This window comes from Methanolobus mangrovi (assembly GCF_031312535.1).
GTDB classification, from domain to species: Archaea; Halobacteriota; Methanosarcinia; order Methanosarcinales; family Methanosarcinaceae; genus Methanolobus; species Methanolobus mangrovi.
In genome coordinates this window covers 2130226-2150985 of record NZ_CP133594.1, presented here as the reverse complement: position 1 = coordinate 2150985, position 20760 = coordinate 2130226, and the positions used below count along the sequence as shown (strand labels likewise).

Sequence of the window (20760 nt, the reverse complement as noted above, 5' to 3'; positions counted from 1 at the left end):
GAACACATTGGCCCTCTAAATCTAAAATAGAACAACAATGAGTTCTTTGATGGATAATTGATGAAAAATATCCTGCAAGCTTGTCCTCATGAATGGTCAAGCTTCCAAAAAGGAGGAACAACATGAATGTGAAAGACATTATGAGTTCACCGGTCTTTACAATTGCGCCGGAAGAAACCGTAGCTCATGCAAGAAACCTGATGCTGAAGCATAAGATCAGTACCCTGATAGTTGCTGAAAATGAAGAAATGATTGGTATTGTCACAAAGACAGACCTTGGAAAAAGGCTTGCACAGGCCGAACCCATGTGGAGAAGAAGACCAATTGATAAAATTCCCATAAGCATGGTGATGCATGAAAACCCTATCACAATATACCCTGGTGCTTCTGTGGCCCAGGCAAGCGACCTGATGATAGAGAATGGTATAAACGCACTTGCCGTGGTGAACAGGGAAATCGTAGGCGTGGTAACCGGAACAGACATCATGCGATATTTCTCGGAGCAGGATATAAATACTAAAGTTTCAGAAGTGATGACAGAAGATATCGTGTTTGTCCACAGGCACCACACCATTAATCATGTGATCCATGAAATGGAAGAGAATAAGACAAACCGTGTTATCGTCACAGATGATAGTGATGAAGCTGTTGGAATGATCACAACAAGCAGTGTGGCATTCAACATAATGGCTGACAACGAAGGAAAACTTCCATCAAAGAGCATAAAAATGACCAGGCGTTCAAGTCCTGCAGGTCAAAAGGAATATCGCTACGTAAAAGAAGTTCCCCTTGTTGCCGAAGATATTATGTCAGAACTCCCACCAGCCATAGATATCAAGAATAGAGCAGTGTATGCAGCAAAAATGATGATAACAGAACATACGATTGCCCTGCCAGTTGTCAATGACGGGAAAATTATTGGCCTTATCAGCAGGAGAGACATACTTAAAGTAGCACAGTAAGCATCAAAAACCAGAAATCAAAACAATGAGCAGAGGAATGACAATGGAAGTAAAGGATATAATGGCAGAACCACTGGTAGTAGATAAATCAGACACCATTTCCCATGCACTTGATATCATGGATAAGAAAGGTACAAGGCGTCTTCTGGTAAAACACGATGATAAACTGCTTGGCGTACTCACTATGAGAAACCTCACAAGGGAACTCGGAACGCGTAAAAAGGGAAGTAAGCCAGCTTCTTCCCTGCACGTTGCAACAGCAATATCAGATAATTTCATAAAGGTGCTCCCGGATACGAAGGTAACCGATGCTATCACACTGATGGTAAAGAACGGAGGAGTGATAGTTGTCATGGAGAACGACAAGATACTTGGCTGGGTTACTCCAAATGAGATCCTTAAGAACAATGTTTTCAAAGGTTATGCCGGAGAGATAATGCAAAGAGATCCTATCGTGGCCAGTCCGGCAGACCGTGTCAGCCATGTTAGAAGAATGATGCTTGACAACAACATTGGAAGGATCCCTATCATTGAGGGTGACAAGCTTGTTGGAATGGTAACTGAAAAGGACATTGCTAAAGCTATGCGCTCCTTCCGTGACCTTGTCGAAGGCGGTAAACAGGATGCCCGTATAAAGAATCTCATTGTCGAGGATATTATAAAGATGAGTGTAAAGACCGTTTATACCAACACACCGACAACCGATGCAGCTAAGATGATGATCGAAGAGAATCTTGGAGGACTCCCTGTTATCAACCTTGAGGGACAGATGGTAGGACTGATAACAAGAAGAAGCATTATCGGCGGGATGGCTCAGTAAAGAACCAGGTGTCTGGTGATGAAATACTATCCTGAAATAAAAATTGATGTTGAGAAGGTGGCGAAGTTCCTTGAACTCCCACCTTCCAGAATTGCAGATCTTATTGAAAAGAGGAATCTGCAGCAAAATTGGGATGAGTACGATGATATTTATCGGTTTGAAGGACACGCACCACGTCTTGAAGATGGAACCGTACTCATCGATAATCATGGCTCTTTTGAACTTGTAATAGGCTTTCCGAAAATAAAAAGAGCAATGCTTCTTGAACCCGCACTGAAGAGCAGATTCGGCGAATTAGAGTCAGTTACAGTTGAAGAGAAAATGAACGGATATAATGTCCGTGTCGTTGATTACAACGGGAAACTTATTGCTTTTACACGTAGCGGGCATATCTGTCCTTATTCTACAGAAAGGGTGCAGAATTTTCTTAAAAGGGATTTCTTCAAAGATAATCCCAATATCGTTGTATATGGAGAGATGGTGGGACCTGAAAATCCATATGTGCAAAAGTATGTATACGATATCGAGTCGCTTGATTTCTTTGTTTTTGACATGAGATATAAGAATACAGGAGAAGCCCTGTCAGTCTCCAGAAGAAGAGAGCTGGCGGAAGAATATGGGTTTAACCAGGCCAGGCTGTTCGGAGAATTTGGTATCGGTGAAGCAACAGAAAAGATTACTCAGATCATTAAAGAACTTGGGAAAAAAGGACGCGAAGGTGTCGTTATCAAAGATCCGGAGATGGTATTGCAACCAATGAAATACACATGTTCCGAGAGTAATTGTTCTGACCTGCACCAGGCATTCAAATTCTATAATGAAACAGGAAGAGATTACCTTTTCTCCAGGGTAGTGCGCGAGGGATTCCAGTCATATGAATGGGCGGAAAGTGAGGAGGATTTCAAGAAAAGATGTCTCAGACTCGGGGAAAGTATGCTCCGTCCGATGAAAGAAACCATAGCACAGGTTCAAACTGGTGAACGCATTTCCGATGATTTCAGCATACGTGTCAGGGATAAAAAGGTAATATACAAATTCAAATCATATCTCGGGAGATTAGGGCTTTATGTTACATTCGGGCTGCCGGAGAAAAGAGGTAACGAATACATCATCAACATCAGGAAGATAAACAAGAGCACAAATGATAAGACACTTGCAATGTTAGAAGGACAGTTGTGGTCATGAAAAAGACATATATCTGAATAGATTAATTCGTAAACCACAAAAAGGGTGCCCATATGACAAAAATTACTATTATCGGAAGTGAGAAAAGCGGTAAGACTACGCTTGCCGGAAAACTTGGAAAGAAAAGCAACGTTACAGACATAACAATGTATGATTACGCCAAGAACGATAGGATACTCACAACCATAGATGCTACAGGCTATCCGGCATCCGTAAAGGCACTGGTTACAGCACTTAACCTTTCTGATATTGCTCTTTTATGTATTCCTCCCACTGGTCTTGACCCTCTATCTGCAGAATGCATCATCGCACTTGATCTGATGAATTATAAACACGGGATCGTTGTTCTCACAAAATCCGATACTTCATATGCTATTGCACAGGAAGAGCTGCAGGCCAAGTTGAAGAAAATCACGGCTGGAACTGCACTTGAGAACTGGGATTACATTTCCGTATCCACCTCTTCTTTTGAAGGCATGGAAGAGTTAAAGGAACTCATATTTACAGTAGGTGACAGGGTAGCTGAAGAACTGAAAGAACTTGACAGCCTGCGTCCACGCATATATATAGACCAGTCCTTCAATGTGACCGGTATCGGATGTGTAGTACTTGGAGTTACGACACAGGGAACCATTAACGCAAAGGACAAGATGATCGCATACCCGACCAAAAAAGAACTGGAGATCAGATCCATACAGATGCATGATGTAGATGTCAAATCTGCCCCTGCAGGTTCCAGAGTAGGACTTGCTCTTAAAGGTATCCAATCAAAGGACATTGACAGGGGATTTGTAGTTTCTCAGGAAGAGACTGTTGCTACTGATTTCACAATGAAATGTACTCTTTCCCCACTGGCAAAGGAATTCAATCTTGGCGATATGTTACATCTTTATGTAGGCCTCCAGTCTGCACCTGTTAAAGTTATGGAAATCACCGAAGGTGAGAATAAAGTTGAGAAGGCAAGTCCGGGAAAAGAATATATCTTAAAACTATCCGGCTCAAAGGAAGTTGCCTACAGCAAAGAGGACAGGTTTATCTTTGCAAATCTTGATGAAAAACAGAGGTTTATTGCTTTTGGCTATGAGCAATAATACCTTTAATTAGTATTCCTTTCTTTTTTTAGGTGTCAGATGTCTGGGACCATCCAAAAAAGAAGGTCTTTCTATAGCTTTTGTCCTCTCTACATTTTCAGGCAGATTGACAAGACCTGGCTGACTGATCATATCAGATGAACCTGAAAATGTAAAATCAACATTTTTGTAACCAGAACCTATACTTGAAAGTGAGCTTTCTTTTTTTGTTCTGTCAATTGAGAGATCAGATGGTTTTTCAGGTTTATTAGATGAACCAGCTCTGGAAAGTCCTGACTTTGTGTCTCTTTCCTTTAATTTAGAACCTTCTTCTTTACCACTGTTGTAGTGCTCTTTTACGAAGTCTTTGAGGTCATACTCTTCGGCAAATCTGTATATCTGGGATAATTTATCCTGGACCCAGCCAATTTCTGAGTGACGATGGTAGCCTACTTCAAAACCTAGCCTGCGGGATGCATCTGCAAGCTGAGCCCTGACCTCTTCAGAAAGAGTTTTCTTCTCTTCCTTTTTCTTAAATATTTTCACCATAAAAAACAACTATCATTCAAGATAGCCCTCTACCTTCAGCCCTTTTTCAGTGAATGAAACATTATGCATGTTACAATCATGCCTTGTACCGCGCATTTTAATAACCTGAATAGCACGGGTCATGGTCTTGTCATAAAGGAAATTATGCATGAAAATAACACCATGAGCAGCGAACTGTTCCGTGGAATAAGCAGTTGGGTCTGTCATTTCAGATAAGAGAACTGTTGTGCATCCCAGTTTCTTAAGATTACGTATAAACCTGCTCATCTCTTTTTCCTGCAGAGACAGGTCTTTTGATGTAAATCTGATTGCTGATACTGAATCAATGACCAGCCGTTTTACATCATACTCTGAAACGTAAGCAGCTATCTCCTTAAATACGATTGAAGGGGAGGGGGCTTCACTTTCAGTTGAGCTTTTACCGAGGTTATAATCTGTTGTAACAAACTCATTGACCTCATCCATATAGCCATATTCCATGCGTGGACCAAGATCGGCAAACAAAAGCTTCTGCATTTTGATCAATGTAGGAACATTCATGGCATAATTGGACATGTCGTTGATAATATTCTGAGGACATTCCAGTAAAGTTACATACAGTCCCACTTCTCCAATAGCCGCCCCTTGAGCAAGGAACTGGACTCCAAATGTTGTTTTTCCGCTTCCCGGAGGGCCACTCAGTACATAAACTCTATCTGAAAGAAAACCGCCCTGGACCAAATCATCAAATCCCTCTATCCCTGTAGGTATCCGCATTGATATACTTCCCATAAATGATGAACAGTAATATAGTATTATAATTATATTATACCTAAGGTATTTCAATCCATCGATGTATATAAACTAACAAAATATGTGCTTCAAATGAAAGATATAGAAAATAGAAACAGAGACAGATTCAAGATCAGTCCTAAAGATGTGAAATGGTCTGTCAGGGTATTCATACTGTCAGCGATTTCTGCCTTTGTTTTTGGCATCCTAGCTTACGTACTGATGCTGACATTTGCAGAACCGGAACCTGTAAGCGAGGTAATTATAAGTACGGCTTCTGCCGCAACGGCCAAAGTAGTTGCCACTTCAGATTACATCAGTCCTATGTGGGCCATATTTATCTTTAACAGCATTGCAGCTTCCTGCGCCGTCATCGGTACAGGACTTTTCATGATGGTACATAAGATGCTGATAAGTGACATCAATATCAGGCCAAAATATCGGCTATATGCCCGTTTCTCCATTCTCTTTGAAAAGACCATAATGCCTGTAAACAGATTACTTATCGAAATTACAAATCTGGCAGACAGGGATTTCTCCTCCATAGGAAGAAGCGATCAGGATAAGAAAGGAACTATCTGGCAATACTGTGGTTACGGAAAAGATGAATACCGAATGTTTGCCTACATGATTCCATATACCGTACCTCTTCTGATACTGATCGTAAATGGTTTTTTAATGGGCATTCTTTTTGCTTTCTTCACTTTTAACGGAGCTATGACAGGCCTCCAGTTGTTTGGAATGGAAGGCATTGCCATTGGAATTGTCTACAATGTGATCTACTTCTTCATTTCCATAGTCCCCCATGGAATTATCGAAATTCCCATAATCTTGGTGGCAGCAGCTCTTGGATACAGGTTCGCATACATCCAGGCCCATGATGTTATCGACAAAGAACTGTTCACTGGAAATGACATTGAGACTCTGAAAAAGGATGCATCATATATCTTTGATACAACAAAGGAATACATCCTGTCAGGATATACCTTGAAGATGTTGGGAATTATCATTTTGACTCTGCTGATTGCAGCGTATATTGAAACTTATGTGACGCTTGGAATTGTTGAAAAGGTTATGCAGGAGCTTGATGGTTACGTTGATCTATTGCTCTCCTGAATAAGACATATTATAGTTCTGAAGCATAAAATTAAGTATTTATAACATTGTCCAAATAAGTTAACTAGCACATATAATGTGGTGGTTAAATTGGATAGGTACTTAAAAACATTTTTAGCAATACTAGCGGTTAGCATGCTAATCGCAGGAACACTGACACCTGCCATGGCCGTAAGTTCCAAAGCGTACAGTTTTGAAGATAATCTTGAAGTTGCAATTCCTGATGTTGCCTATGAGGAGTTGTATGTACCAGGAGAAATACTGGTTAAGTTCAACCCCGGTGTATCTGAAGCAAAGATATCCGACATGAACTCCAAAAATGGTGCAGCAGTGACCTACACAAGTCCCTATGCAGGGTTCAAGATCCTGAAGATACCAAAAACAAAGTCTGTAGAGGAAATGGTGGAGATCTACAGTAAGAATCCTAATGTGGAGTATGCTTCAGCGAACTACATAGCACATGCAGCTATGGTTCCAAATGATGAATATTATTATCTCCAGTGGAACTTCAATTCAACATATGGTATCAATGTTACAGAAGCATGGAATATCTCAACTGGTAAAGATGTTATTGTAGCAGTATTAGATACCGGAGTTGCCCAAAATGCCCCGGATCTTGCAAATACAAACTTCACATATGGTTGGGATTTCGTTAATGGAGACGATGATCCAACAGATGATAATTCGCATGGTACCCACGTTACCGGAACAATTGCACAGAGTACAAATAATAATATTGGTGTTGCAGGAGTTGCGTATAATTGTACCATCATGCCAGTAAAAATCCTTAATAAGAGAGGAAGTGGAACTCTCGGGCAGATAGTTGATGGCATATATTATGCAACCAACAACTTTGCAGATGTTATAAGCATGAGCCTTGGTTTTACTCCTGGAATAGACCCTGATGGTGTTAATGGTATTCTAGATAATGCACTTGATAATGCACACAATAATGGGGTTACCATCGTAGCAGCTGCAGGAAATGATGAAACTGGTATCGTTAGTTATCCTGCTGCGGATGAAAACTGCATTGCAGTTGGTGCAACAGGATATAATGGTGATTTAGCATACTACTCTAATTGGGGAACTGCAATTGATGTAATGGCTCCTGGCGGTGAATTGTATCGGACACTCGATAATCAAATTGTTGGATATGGCATACTTCAGAATACTTTTGACCGCAAGCCAACAGCTTTTGATTACTACTTATATCAGGGCACTTCCATGGCAACCCCACACGTCTCAGGTGTTGCAGCACTCCTCATTGCAAACGGAGTTACCGGGCCGGATAATGTGAGAGCTGCCATTGAGAATACTGCACAGGACATTTACACAGCATCTAATGTCGATGGAAGCCAGTGGGACATCTATTCTGGATATGGAATTGTGGATGCTTATGCTGCTTTGAACTATGCTAATGGTGGAGCAACACCATCACCAACGAATCAGGCACCTACAGCAAGTATGAGCATTTCACCAACGAGTGCCAATGTAGGCGAAACTATCACCTTTGATGCTTCAGGTTCAACAGATGGTGATGGCTCAATAGACTCATATTCATGGATCTTTGGTGATGGTACTGAAAGTACTGAGAGTACTGCATACCATGAATACTTACTTTCTGGAACTTACACTGTAACCCTGACAGTTACTGATGATGGTGGTGCAATAGATACTGCACCATCGGAAACTGTAACTATCACTAATCCTAGTACGCTTGGTACTATTGATGTTGAAGTCAGCGTAACAACCGAAGAAAAAAATGCGGGGGTTAATACTTTTGCAAGGGGTAAGGCAGAAATAAAAGTGTATGATGGTGATACTCTTTACTCAGGAAGCTCAGTAGCTTCTGTAAGTGGTCAATGGGATGGTGCGACAAGTGATGCAGACATTGTGATAACAGAAAGTGGAATAGCTATTGCATATTCAGATTATGCAAAGTATGAAAATAATATGCCCTTAACTTTCATTTTCACAGTGAATTCTGTCACTATTGACGGCAAGCCTTATTTTCCAGAATCGCAACCTGGTACAGGCTATTATCCCTAAATAGAAAATGAATAAAAGAGTGTCCTTTTGGACACTAATCCTTTTTTATAATCTTTTCCTGAAATCATCCATGTATCTAACACTTTACCATTAAGTGTGCAATATTTATGGATAATCTGAAAGTAAAATCCATCTTTTATAAGAGAATTATTGTAGGATCATTATCAAATATTGCAGCATTGCAGGCAAGTCTTTAGTGAAAATGTCTGGTAGAACAGAGTTTTGCTGATTTTTGAGTGAAGAACCAAAATTGGATAAGTGTGGTATAAAAAGAAGTGCGTGAAAACACCGCTCTTATTGATTATTTAAATATCCAATGGCATCATATGCATTAACAAGTCCGTATCCATATTCATCATCCCATCCGGAATCGCCCAAATCAGTGGCTGAGTTCTGGAGTATTGAACGCACTTCGTCAGGTGTCAGTGAAGGGTTAGCACTGAGCAGGAGAGCAACCACTCCAGAAACATGAGGTGTTGCCATGCTTGTACCTGCTATACTGGCATAGCCATCTTCCTTGTAAGTGGAAAGGATGCTCACGCCAGGTGCAGCAAGCTCAACTTCTGGTCCGATATTCGAAAAACATGCGATAGAGCCATTTTTTTCCATGGCCGAAACTGCGATGACCGAATCGTAGGCTGCGGGGTAGTTGACATTGCCACCACAGTCGTTACCTGCTGCTGCAACAAGCACGATGCCCTCATCATAGGCTTCCTGGCACATCCTGCGCAAAGATATGAAGTCAGTGCTGCTTCCCAGACTCATGGAGATGATGTCCATATCCTCTTGTATCGCCCAATCTATTGCAGCATTGATATCCGATATCTGTCCATCAAGCTGGCTGTCCAGGGCCTTGAGCGCGTAGAGTTCTGCATCGGGTGCCACACCTACGATTATTATGTCGTCATTGTCCACTGCAGCTATTATACCTGCCACGTGAGTCCCATGACCATTATCATCCATCGGGTCCGTGTCCCCATTCACAAAGTCATAGCCTCCATAGTAGTTGGGTGCAAGATCAGGATGTGTATAGTCGATTCCGGTATCTATGACTGCAACCCTGACACACTCACCCGTGAACTTCGGACACACCTTCTCAGCATCTATACATTCCAAACTCCAGCATGTCTCAGGGTCATTGTCCTTTTCCCAACGAAACAAGGAATTGCTTTTTGAAATAAAAACCTCATTATCCATTTCCACATATTCCACATCTGGATGGTTCTTTAAACCACTAATTCTATACCTGGATATTTCAGCTGCAATCGCAGGGATAGCATGGTATTGATATCTAATCACACCACCAACCGATTCCACAAGTTCAGCGTTTGGACTATCCTTGAAGCCAATGATGACCGTTACCTTATCTTCCAGCACCTGTCCAGCAGCTGCAGACACAATGATTACCGTTGCAAGAAAGAATACACTAACCGCTAACGGAGTTAAAGTGCATTTCACTCTCCACCATCTTCTTTAACTTACACAACCCGTTCTAGTGCGTAAATCCCCATTAAAAATTAGTCACACATGCATATAAAATTTCGGGTGTTATATCTGTTTTTAAAAATATTATAGATAATAAAATAACTGACTTCAGAGTCAAAAAAGAAAGCCAGTTACAAGTACTGGATATCAGAATAAACAAAAAAAGAGTAATTGGAATTAAGGAAATGTTATATTTTCATGTGCAAAGACATTACTCTGCTGAAACCTTTTCATAACGATTTCTTAAAATCGGCCATACCCTCTGCCACATTGCTTAGCAACTGAACTGCAATCTCCTGGGATGGCCATGACCCAAGTCCACAATCAGGACCTGCATATTTTATGCTCTCATCGAACATGGAGTATGCCTTTGAAAGTCTCTTTGAGATGACTTCCGGGGTTTCCATCTCGTTGATTATCTCAGGGAAATACTGGGTTTCTTTCCAGACATTGGTGTTGTATTTATCGTTGAGCACAGCGACAAGGTTGAAGATATCTGTCCTTGCAATTCCGACCCTCAGGTAGGAATCAGTATCTTCAAGTTCCTTTTTATCGATAAGTTCAAGATAGGATGGAGTTGCTGCAGATTCAACACCTATTACACTGATATTCTCGGTCTGGCAGGCAAGTTTGTAATGCAGGGGTGAATGAAGATGGATTTCCACATCACATCCGGCTTTTTTAGCAGAGCTGCATGCAATGTCCATGGCTTTTATGAGATCATTGTCAGAGAACATTACCTGAGGGTTGATACCGATACTTGGCTCGTCAATGGAGATCGTCTTTATGTTGAAATCCTTTGCACTTAAAAGTGAGTTCTTCACAAAACGGTCAACACTTTCTCCAAACAGGTTAAGTATATCGACATACTCGGTGCCGCCAAATTCCTTGAAATACAGCTCAAGGGGTCCGGTTACACAGACACGTACATCCAGTTTTTCCCCGTTCTCTTCCCTGTAGGCTTTTGCAACACTTTCTATGGCTTCGAGTTCAATGATACGGGCAGCAGATTGCTTTACCTTGAATGGTTCCTCGGTACAATTTGGATCTCTGATTATGGACAGGAACTGTTCATTCATATCCTGATATTGCGGATAGGTAGGTACCTCCACACCTGCCTCTACTTTCTTCATGAAAGCATCATTTATGATCTTGAATAGATCTGCATCACTTTTCTTTTCAGAAAACTTTCCAGCCATCCAGTCTTTGGATGTTCCTGCCGGAAGAGGAAAACTGCCAATATCATCAAAGATAATCTCTGCCATGCCAGCATAGTTGTCCTGTATTTCACTTATAAGTTTTGAGTGATGAAAGGTATGGATTCTCCCTAAAATGAAAAAATGAAATGTGAAAAAAGTAATCAAAAAGAAATAGCACGAAGTGCCGATTCTATTTCTTCATAACAGAAGAGATCTTTGAAACATAATAATTGATACATGCCTGGGAATAATCAAGGGACTTTGATGACATGTTTGAGATGATCTCATTTGCATCCCTCTCCGGTTTCTGATTGCCTTTTGGCATTCCGTACATCTCATTATGATTGGAAACTTTTTGAAGCATTATGTTCTGAAGTTCCACAACATCAAACCTTTCTTCAGGAGTCAGTTCTTCAAAACCATCCTTTAAAGATTGGAGTTTTTCCCTGTTCTCTTCAGTCATTTCAATGTTCAATATAGGGTTTTTCAATTCCATATGTACCACAGAAGTATATATGCAATTCAGAATAGATATAGCTTCTGAAAATTATATGTCTTTAATATATACGAAGTAAATAAAGATGTAAAGCAGACTTCTTTTAACACACCGGATGAGATTTAAAAATTAAAAAAGCAGTTGCTCTGGATTTTACTCCAGAGCAGATTTATGTATTTCAGTAGTTGTCACTGGTTGGCAGGGTCATCAGCAAGCCAATGTTCCTGAGTGCCTCTGAAACCTGCTTGAAAGCAACCAGGAACTCCTTTGTGCTCAGGTCAAGGTCAGCTGCCAGTGGTTCTGATGCAAACCATATTTCCCTCTCGTTATCTCCCCTTGTAAGTGACACACATGCAAGCATATCAGCTTTTGTCAGCCTGTAGACAGAATCTCTGCCTGTTGGTGTTACCCAGGAAGGGTGGATGGATTTGAGCTCATTTACGAACTTAGCCCAGTTGATAGTTGCAGATGCCTCCAGATTCAATTTGACAATTGCACGGTCGCCTGTGACTTCTTTTTCAATGGTTGTAAGAAGCTTCTTGTAATCAGGATCGGTTTCATCAACTACCATGACCTCTTTCTCAAGTTTCTCTGCTTCATCTGCAAAGAAAGGAGCCAGGTTTACAGTACTGGATGGTTTTGTTGCAAGGGATACACCGAAGAAGGCTACTCCGCTAAGGAGCATTCCTACAATGACACCGTGGTTTGAAAGCACAGGGTGAATTGTATCCAGGTATGCTGGTGCGAATGCCGGGGTGTTTGCAAGATCAATAACAGTCAGTCCTATCTGTGCGATAGCACCTACAACAAGTCCTGCAAGTGCACCTTCCTTTGTTGCACGTTTCCAGTACAAACCGCCCATAAGCGGGAAGAAGTATGATGCACTGGCAATGAAGGTTGCAATGTGAATTACATCGATGATACTGTTGATATAGAACGAAAGCACAGTTGCCAGTGCAACGATAATCAATACACTGATCCTGTTTATCGTCATCATCTGCTTCATTGTTGCGTCAGGTTTTATGTATCTCTGGTATATGTCACGTGAGAGACATGAACCGCCTGATGTTGCAAATGTATCAGCTGAGGACATTGCTGCTGCTGCAAGGCCAACAGCACAAAGACCTATTGCTATTGGTGAAAGGTTGCTTACTATGTAGACCAGTAATGCAGGTTCTGCCTCGGCCATTGCACCCATTCCGATATCTGCAAAAGAAGCGGGTATAGATGGATATATGTGGTTCAGACTTATAGCGATAACAGTACATGCAACACCGAAGACAAGGAAGATAAGTAAGGAACCGAGCACCATACCGATCCTTGCGGATTTTTCATCCTTTGCAGCCCATATCCTCTGCCATGGGTCCTGCTCTGTGATCCAGCCTGGTATGATGGCAAAGATAGCTATCAGTACAGCAGGAACACCAACTATGAACGGATTCCACCATCCTGGAGAAACGTCACCGAAAAGCTCGGATGAACTTATAGCAGGAACATCAGCAGAACCTGTTGTAGCTGCATTAACAACTACAAGAGCAATTATGAGTGAGAAGGTCGCAAGCATTACAAACTGCACGACATCGGTCCATATTACCGCTGAGAAACCTCCAAGGGTCACATACACGGAAATGGCAAGTGCCACGATTGCTGCAGCGTAGATAGGTTCCAGACCGAAGAAAATGCTAAGTACAAGTGAGAAACCCTTGATATCAGCAACTGCGAAAAGGGCCATAACGATTGCGATGATTATTGCAACAGGACCACGCAGGGTACTGCTGAACCTCTGTTCCAGCAGTTCTGGCTGTGTGATTGCAGGCAGGTGCTTTATTTTTCCCACAAGCAAGGCGATAAGCAGCAGTGCCAGGATATTCGGAGCTACAAAACTCCAGATGGAACCCATTCCAAGCACCATGTAAAGACCAATAACTGCTAATATACCACCTGCAGTCATCCACGAAGATGCTGCTGAAAAACCAATACCCAATGAACCGATCTTACGGCCGGCAAGCCAGAAGTCAGTTACTGATTTCTGACGTTTGGTAAAATACAATCCTATACCTATCAGTCCAAGTACGTAGACTGCCATTAATAACAAGAATATTTCATAACTTTCCATAGCTACAACCTCTTAAATAAGTAACAACAGGACTTCGGGAAACTAACTGCCGAAGACCTTTATATATGTAACATAGTTCTTATTATGGTTAGTATATAAGAGTTTTCGAAAAATAGGCTTTACCTGTAATCAATTTCATTTAACTTGAATGTTTGAAACAGTTTCATCCAGCATTTATTTAGTTTTTATCTGATTTGAAATACAAAATTAAATTGATTTTAGCAAATATCAGGACGACAGGATTCAAAATAAACAGATCTCAATACAAAATAATATTATCATTCAGATACTATTCTACTCCATGACCCTTGAGCCTATTCACATAAAAGAGATACACGAAATAGTTGACCGCATTGACAACTGTTTCAAAAAAGACGATAATGAATGTGATGATGCCGAGAAGGTAAGGAATATTCTCGAGCGGCTCAGGAAACTGGAATATGACGGGAAGATCGTTCTGAGATCCATTGGACCTGTCAGGCGTGGAAAAGCAAGTATTGACAGGATGATGCAAGCTGAAGACCCTTTCCCGAAAACGTTCTCATGTGACAGTGGAAGTACCACTGCAAAGACATTCGATAACGGCCTTTATGTTGATCTCTGCCACTGTGCCATGGCAAGTACTCCCACTGACCTTGATACTCATAGCAAAAGAACCATAGTGGCAGCAGCTTACACAGCGAGCAATAAAGTATACCTTAATACCAGCAAAGACTGGGAGTCATTTGACAATGGTTCAGGGCGGAAAAAGATAATCCGCATTCAGCCCGGTTTACTGAATAAGAAGGTCACGGATATCCTGCATGATGTGGCTCTTTATCTTTGTGAGTCAGAACATATACTCTGGATGCTTGAAAGCATTGAAAATGAGGATTTTTTCATAATGGATGGTCCCATCTATCCAAAAAGGGTCATGTATTGGATGGTTGTTGATTCCGGGGACGTGAACATACGCATTGACCCAAGCAGCACGAAAATAATCCAGAATTATATTGACATAATGGACCATCACATCGAAAACATGAAACCTCTGGTGGGATTTGTAAAGAACCCTGAGGACATGCAGATAATGCTGGCACTGAAAAAACAGGACGCTGAACTTGACCTCCCCTGGCTTGTGGATGCCCAGTTCTTCAAGAATGCACTGTCCCTTGAAAGATCAGGGATCAGGAAAAGAGAGGCTGATAAGTATATCACCTACACTAACTGGTTCGTACAGCCAAACCAGTTCTACGAGAAAATGCTTAAATCCACTTCTCCCCTGGTTGCAGAACTGGCCAGCGGGAAGTTTGATTCCGAAGACTATGCACTCTGTTTCTTTATGGCATATGTCCCGAAGCTCAACACAATTTTCAAGATAGAATCCCCTTACGGACTGGTAAAGAACGAAGAACTGAGGAACCGGATAACACGGAAAGTGCTCTACGACCTGGCACTAAGCGGAATACCAAAGACCCTGTCCAAAGCAGATTCGATTGCAAAGATACCGGTGTCCGAAAGAAGACATATCATAGACAGGTTCAGGAATTCAAAAATAGATACTACTTATAATGATACAAGGTGGGATGAACAGTGAGAGATGAGGACATACTTTCTTTTGTAAAAGACAGGAACGATGAAAAGGACAGGACCACCGGGGAATTCAAAAGTGAGAGTTCTGTCGCCGGAGATGGAACAGATGAATTGTTTGAGGAATTCGAACCTGAGATAACATTTCTCTTAAACAGGCAAAATGGTGTTTCTGATGATGCCTTTGGCATAATCACCACAGGAATAGACCCTCTGGAGATTACAGAAGACGGGGCAAGGATAACCGGATACATTACAACTTCCCACCGTCAGAAAGTGAGACTCGGGACATATGTCATGGTGCCATATGGTGACGAAGACCTCTTTGCAAGAATATGGAAGCTCCAGTATTTACAGGAGTTTGCGGTTGATGATGCCACAGAGATACACTCCCGCAGAATGCTGCAATCCAATACTACTGATGAAGTGGATTACAAGTTCCTGGCTTACCTGGACCCTATTTGTATCCTTTATGAACCAAAGGATAAGGAAGGAACTCTCTCCAGGAGAATGAGCGACAGGATACCACGCCCTAACACTCCCATACTGCCTGTTACCGAGAAGATAAAGATACAGACAGGTCTCAATATCCCGGAAGAGGGTATTTTCCTTGGGCACCTGAGCGTTGGCGGGGAGCTTGTCAGGACACATGCGGTGCCCCCAACTGTTCCATATTATCTGAGGAATGATTACTCGATGGGCGACCCCCTGATATTCAGGCATATGCTTGTCTGCGGCAGTACAGGTACTGGAAAGACCTTCCTTACTAAGAATATCCTGCGCCAGTTCATGAGTGAGAACAACCGTTACAACCTTCGCGGCTCCGAAGAGAAGAGAAATCCCTGTCTTGTGATAATGGACCCGCAGGATGAGTACTCACAAATCTTTGAGGATAACCCAGACATCACAGATGACGATGACTTCAGGTTCAGTGCTGAGAAGGTCAATTTCGGTGCATGCAAGAACACCAAGACCTTTGTGGCAAAGGTCGAGGGTGAGGGATATACAGGCAGGTCAAGGGCTGAACAGGTAGAGTTTACCATACCTTTTGAGATGGTACGCAACAATTCATGGCTTATCGCACCTGTGGGCATGACAGAACTGCAATATGTGGGAGTTGATGTTTTGCTTGATGATTACTTCAAGAAGGGCGGTCAGCACACATACGGTGGTTTCATGGACTTCATTGGTGATGATGCCACAAGGGACTATTATGTGGAGAGTGGCAAGATACACGAATCATCCTATGACGGTATCGCACGCAGGGTGAAGAACCGGGCCCTTGCAAGGGTCTTCGACCAGCCCGCAAGGCCGATCAGCGAGATACTTGGACAGATATTCAAGCCCGGACAGGTCAGTGTGTTCCCAACGGAGTACATAACCAACTCACGCATACGCGACATCATAACCCTCACTTTGATGAGCATTATAGTGGATAACAAACTGAACACTTCCGGCGAGGCTGCTGTGAAGGAAACACCCATCATTCTGGGACTTGATGAGGCGCACCGCTATCTTGCAAAGGCGGGCGGTGAACATTCAAGGCGGCTCATCTCCAAATTCGCAGATGCAGCGCGTCAGGGAAGAAAGGAAGGGCTGGGACTCTTTTTGATAACACAGGACCCACAGGATATCGATGACACAATCTTCAAGCAGATAAACACGCGCGTCATCCTTAACCTTAGCAACGATGCGGCCATCACTACAATCAAGGTTAAAAAAGAATTTGAGAAGCGTATCCCATACCTCAAAAAAGGGCAAATGATAGTGCAGAGCCCCGATAACAGTGATATGGTTGAGATTATGGGACTAACCAGATGTGTTGTGAAGCATGTTTGAGCTCCCTCTCAAACATCCTTAACCGAAACGTATATATCAAGCTAGTACGTATGGATGTCTCGCTCAACTGAGCACAACAACGCGGGCCGGTAGCTTAGCCAGGCAGAGCGACGGACTCTTAATCCGTAGGCCAGGGGTTCAACTCCCTTCCGGCTCGCATCTTACAATCTCTTTTTCTATAAAAGGTTAAATCTCATTAGATTAATCTATCTTTGTTTTTAAAATGGTGAAACCATGCCAAAAGTAAGTGTTGACATTCCCCAGGAACTCCTAGATGACCTTAACAGACATGTTGGAGACAACAAGAAGTTCATTACACAGGCTGATGCCATAAGGGCGGCCATCCGCAAACTGCTGGACCAGATGGATGATATAGACCGCAGGCACGGCAGGCTGGAAGAATAAAAAGAAGATTTGTTTATGTTTTGTGATTAGTTCACACTTTTCTGTTTTTCGGTGAACTAGAGGTTGTTCAGGAACTCAATACACTGCCTGCCTTCATCAAGGCTGCCCATTTCAGTAACGAGCCTGCCTTTGTAACCTGAAAGACTTCCCATGAGCTTTTTCCAGTCGATGCTGCCCTGTCCTAGAGGAAGGTGCTCATCGTGGGTTCCGTGGTTGTCATGGATATGCATGTGCTTGATGTGATCGAAGCATTTGTCCACGAACTCGTCCACAAGTCCCATGGTATTGGCGTGTCCCACATCAAGGGTCATGCCCACGTTATCCCTGTCCACCTGTTCTAGTATGTCCAGCATTTCATCAGGGACCTTACCGAATATCTTGGGAATCTCCGGCATGTTCTCAACAGCAATGAGAATGCCTCTGTCTACTGCAAAATCGCAGAGTTGCTGGATGGATTCGATATTCACCTGCCAGGCTTTTTCAGGAACCTGACCGCCGTAAGGGGAAAGATAACCCGGATGCAGCACCGCCAGTTCTACAAGACCTGATGCCATTTCCAGATAATACTTCATCTGGCGCATCACTTCATTGTGTATGCCGCTGTTAAGACCTGCCATATTCATATCCGAGAACGGCAGGTGCATTGTAAGAGTAAGGTCGGTTGTTTCAAGTATATCACGAACCTGTGCCAGATTCTCATCATTAAGGCACTGTGAGCCTTCCTGGACTATTTCCCAGCCGGTATAACCCATATCCTCAAGGCTGTAAGCCCAGTTGAATGGGTCTTCAACGGCTGCACGTGATGAGTAACTCAGGTTCCTGATATTCATCTTAAACATCCTTTATATCATTTTCAAAATCAGGAACCCCATCCTCGGTTGGTGGGGTCAGCCAGTCGTAGAATCTTTCGAATTCTTCCACTGAATCAGCTCTCACAGTGATATTGATAGAACCGAGGGTTTCTTCCTGTGCAGGATAGTTCAGGCGACCAACTGTGGCAACCTGCTTACTGATAATAAAAGAAGTAGACATCTCATCTTCTGACAATCCCACATTCAGCCTTGTGCGGGAGGTGTCTATAATCTCCTCTTCCCTGATAAGGTAGTGAAGATGTTTCAGAGCGTAGATATCACTCTTAGCAGAGAATCTTCCACTGTGCTGTGAAAGTTCCTCAAATTCAAATTCAGTGTCAGGAAATATCTGGCTGAGTGCAGAGTGTACTTTATCCCTGCTTTCTGTCGGATTTACATCCGCGTAAATTTCAACATGTATCATGATACCTAATCCAGAAGTCCTATTATCTTTTCCCTGAACTCTTCGAGGGTGCCCTCATTATCAACAACAATATCAGCGATCTCCATTGCCTCGCCCATACCCCAGCCAAGTTCACGTTCATCCCTGATCTTCAGGGCACTGATATCCTGCATGTCATCGCTTCTCTTGCGGGCCAGGACACGTGCAAATCTCAATTCGATTGGAGAATCAACTGATACCAGAGTAAAATCATCTCCGAATGCCTCTTTGAAACGCTCCACCTCGGCAACACTGCGTACACCGTCAATACCGATAAAATCTTCATTTGCAGCCTTTATCTTTGGTATACAACGTATTGCAACGGCATCCGTACCTTCCTTTTCGCGCAGGTCGGTACCTACTCCGCCAGTGTTTGCATCTGTGGGTTCCAGTCCCCTGCGGACAACTTCTTCCCTGATCACATCACCCATGTTGATGACTGTAATACCCTTCCGGCGCAGAACCGATGATGCCTCTGATTTGCCTGAAGCTGGCATTCCTACAAAAGCTAAGATCTTTGTCATAGATGAACCTGTTAATTTTGTAAAATTATGTGAATAAGAGTTATTTCAATAGATTTTTCCATACATCCTACATATATATTAGTATACCCTTTGATAGAACACTTCCGATTACATATTAAATTTACAACAATTAGCTGGCATTGGAATCTCAACACCACCAGCAACATAGATCAACATGAAGATTGCAGATCTTAAAATCCCCGGTAACATCCTGCTCGCTCCCATGTCCAACGTGACTAACCTGCCGTTTCGCCTGATGTGCAGGCAGTACGGAGCTTCTCTTACTTATTCAGAAATGATAAGTGCAGACGCTGTCATATACGAAAATAAAAAAACCATCAATCGCGGGATAAGCTGTGAGGATGAAAGACCTCTTGGGATACAGATATTCGGGAATTCCCCGGAAATAATGACAACTGCAGCACTCAGGATCGAAGAGGTATATCGTCCGGAGATAATTGATGTTAATTTTGGCTGTCCTGCAAAACTCCTGACAAAGGATGGCTGTGGATCGGCTCTTCTCAAATCACCCGAGCTAATTCATGAGATTGTAAAAGAACTCTCAGATAACCTATCTACCCCTGTCACTGCCAAGATACGTATTCTTCCGGATATGGATAAGACCCTGGAGATAGCACACCTGATAGAGAGTGCCGGAGCCACGGCAATAACTGTTCATGGAAGGACAAGGCAACAGCAGTACTCAGGAAAAGCAGACCATGACTATGTTCGAAAGATCAAACAGGAACTCAGTATTCCGGTAATAGCCAATGGCGACATAATGGACGAGATCTCAGCACAGCAGACGCTGGAATATACAGATTGTGACGCCATCATGATCGGAAGGGCTGCAATGGGCAATCCTTTCCTTTTCAAAAGGATATCTCACTATCTTGGAACAGGTGAAATGCTCGAATATGAAGAATGCAGTCAGAGGGTTGCAGATATTCGGGAATATTTTGGCCTTCTGGAAGAGTATGAACTGATGCATACTGTGCACATAAAAGCGCAAGCTCAATGGTTCACCCGCGGGATGAGAAATGGCAGGCATATACGGAAGAGCATTGATACTGCAGCGAACATTGAAGAAATACTTCAAAGTCTTGATGAAATGTGCAAGCATGTCGAATGATTCTTTTTATGATCTGCACCATTCGCATTGATTCTCTGAAAAATATTATTATGTAGAAAAGTAACGGTGTAAATTACCGAAAGACTAAATAGTAATTAATCGATTCTACACAATTAAACATTGCATTTAACGTCAGTTGACGAAAAATCTCATGCTTTTTCGGCATCAAGTTCGACACTA

General features: G+C 42.4%; 19 protein-coding genes and 1 tRNA gene. 11 read left to right on the top strand and 9 right to left on the bottom strand.

The features are described from left to right. The first annotated feature begins 122 nt into the window (after positions 1-122). The 4 genes from RE476_RS10360 to RE476_RS10345 are packed head-to-tail and all read left to right on the top strand — an operon-like array spanning position 123 to position 4058. The gene (locus RE476_RS10360) at positions 123-962 is read left to right on the top strand and encodes a CBS domain-containing protein (RefSeq protein ID WP_309307566.1); all 840 of its coding nucleotides are present in this window, start codon (positions 123-125) and stop codon (positions 960-962) included. A 43-nt stretch (positions 963-1005) separates the two neighbouring features. Beyond that, positions 1006-1782 carry a CBS domain-containing protein gene (locus tag RE476_RS10355; protein ID WP_309309601.1) on the top strand — a complete coding sequence of 259 codons (777 nt, stop codon included), beginning with the start codon at positions 1006-1008 and terminating at the stop codon, positions 1780-1782. Positions 1783-1800: 18 nt separating this feature from the next. Further along, on the top strand, positions 1801-2967 hold the full coding sequence (locus RE476_RS10350) for an RNA ligase (RefSeq protein ID WP_309307565.1): 1167 nt from the start codon (positions 1801-1803) through the stop codon (positions 2965-2967). Between the two features lie 53 nt (positions 2968-3020). Further along, complete coding sequence (locus RE476_RS10345; protein WP_309307564.1) at positions 3021-4058, top strand: EF-Tu/IF-2/RF-3 family GTPase; 1038 nt, start codon at positions 3021-3023, stop codon at positions 4056-4058. Positions 4059-4067: 9 nt separating this feature from the next. Here the strand turns inward: RE476_RS10345 and RE476_RS10340 are convergent, their stop codons facing one another. After that, entirely contained in the window at positions 4068-4586 is a 519-nt protein-coding gene (locus RE476_RS10340) for a hypothetical protein (RefSeq protein WP_309307563.1), read from the bottom strand. Positions 4587-4598: 12 nt separating this feature from the next. Continuing rightward, a complete protein-coding gene (locus RE476_RS10335; RefSeq protein WP_309307562.1) occupies positions 4599-5342 on the bottom strand; it encodes an RAD55 family ATPase in 744 nt (247 codons plus the stop codon). A 108-nt stretch (positions 5343-5450) separates the two neighbouring features. On the opposite strand from RE476_RS10335, the gene RE476_RS10330 reads away from it, so the two are divergent. Both RE476_RS10330 and RE476_RS10325 read left to right on the top strand, forming a co-directional pair. Continuing rightward, on the top strand, positions 5451-6473 hold the full coding sequence (locus tag RE476_RS10330; protein ID WP_309307561.1) for a stage II sporulation protein M: 1023 nt from the start codon (positions 5451-5453) through the stop codon (positions 6471-6473). A 135-nt stretch (positions 6474-6608) separates the two neighbouring features. Then, positions 6609-8522: a S8 family serine peptidase gene (locus tag RE476_RS10325; RefSeq protein ID WP_309307560.1), complete on the top strand. Its 1914-nt coding sequence runs from the start codon at positions 6609-6611 to the stop codon at positions 8520-8522. A gap of 294 nt (positions 8523-8816) precedes the next feature. On the opposite strand, the gene RE476_RS10320 is transcribed toward RE476_RS10325, so the two are convergent. From RE476_RS10320 to RE476_RS10305, 4 genes are all read right to left on the bottom strand, one after another. Then, positions 8817-9980 (bottom strand): S8 family serine peptidase, encoded by a 1164-nt coding sequence (locus RE476_RS10320; RefSeq protein ID WP_309307559.1) that lies wholly within the window; start codon positions 9978-9980, stop codon positions 8817-8819. Between the two features lie 257 nt (positions 9981-10237). Then, entirely contained in the window at positions 10238-11272 is a 1035-nt protein-coding gene (locus RE476_RS10315; protein WP_309307558.1) for a methionine synthase, read from the bottom strand. Positions 11273-11396: 124 nt separating this feature from the next. Next, positions 11397-11702: a hypothetical protein gene (locus RE476_RS10310; protein ID WP_309307557.1), complete on the bottom strand. Its 306-nt coding sequence runs from the start codon at positions 11700-11702 to the stop codon at positions 11397-11399. 178 nt (positions 11703-11880) lie between these two features. Further along, the gene (locus RE476_RS10305) at positions 11881-13818 is read right to left on the bottom strand and encodes a sodium:solute symporter family protein (RefSeq protein ID WP_309307556.1); all 1938 of its coding nucleotides are present in this window, start codon (positions 13816-13818) and stop codon (positions 11881-11883) included. Between the two features lie 301 nt (positions 13819-14119). Here RE476_RS10305 and RE476_RS10300 point away from each other — a divergent pair, with 301 nt between their 5' ends. The 4 genes from RE476_RS10300 to RE476_RS10285 all read left to right on the top strand — a co-directional run bounded on the left by RE476_RS10300 (position 14120) and on the right by RE476_RS10285 (position 17631). Next, positions 14120-15394, top strand: coding sequence for a DNA double-strand break repair nuclease NurA (locus tag RE476_RS10300; RefSeq protein WP_309307555.1), 1275 nt, complete (start codon positions 14120-14122; stop codon positions 15392-15394). Then, the gene (locus tag RE476_RS10295; RefSeq protein ID WP_309307554.1) at positions 15391-17226 is read left to right on the top strand and encodes an ATP-binding protein; all 1836 of its coding nucleotides are present in this window, start codon (positions 15391-15393) and stop codon (positions 17224-17226) included. The genes RE476_RS10300 and RE476_RS10295 overlap by 4 nt, the downstream gene beginning before the upstream one ends. 83 nt (positions 17227-17309) lie before the next feature. Then, positions 17310-17383, top strand: a tRNA-Lys gene (locus tag RE476_RS10290). Between the two features lie 77 nt (positions 17384-17460). Continuing rightward, a complete protein-coding gene (locus RE476_RS10285) occupies positions 17461-17631 on the top strand; it encodes a ribbon-helix-helix domain-containing protein (RefSeq protein WP_309307553.1) in 171 nt (56 codons plus the stop codon). Between the two features lie 56 nt (positions 17632-17687). On the opposite strand, the gene RE476_RS10280 is transcribed toward RE476_RS10285, so the two are convergent. Genes RE476_RS10280 through RE476_RS10270 form a run of 3 tightly spaced genes read right to left on the bottom strand, consistent with a single transcriptional unit; the run spans position 17688 to position 19448 of the window. After that, the gene (locus RE476_RS10280; protein ID WP_309307552.1) at positions 17688-18461 is read right to left on the bottom strand and encodes a sugar phosphate isomerase/epimerase family protein; all 774 of its coding nucleotides are present in this window, start codon (positions 18459-18461) and stop codon (positions 17688-17690) included. 1 nt (position 18462) lies between these two features. Then, complete coding sequence (locus RE476_RS10275) at positions 18463-18906, bottom strand: RNA-binding domain-containing protein (RefSeq protein WP_309307551.1); 444 nt, start codon at positions 18904-18906, stop codon at positions 18463-18465. Positions 18907-18911: 5 nt separating this feature from the next. Further along, on the bottom strand, positions 18912-19448 hold the full coding sequence (locus RE476_RS10270) for an AAA family ATPase (protein ID WP_309307550.1): 537 nt from the start codon (positions 19446-19448) through the stop codon (positions 18912-18914). A 175-nt stretch (positions 19449-19623) separates the two neighbouring features. On the opposite strand from RE476_RS10270, the gene dusB reads away from it, so the two are divergent. After that, complete coding sequence (dusB, locus tag RE476_RS10265; RefSeq protein WP_309307549.1) at positions 19624-20580, top strand: tRNA dihydrouridine synthase DusB; 957 nt, start codon at positions 19624-19626, stop codon at positions 20578-20580. The last annotated feature ends 180 nt before the right edge of the window (positions 20581-20760 follow it).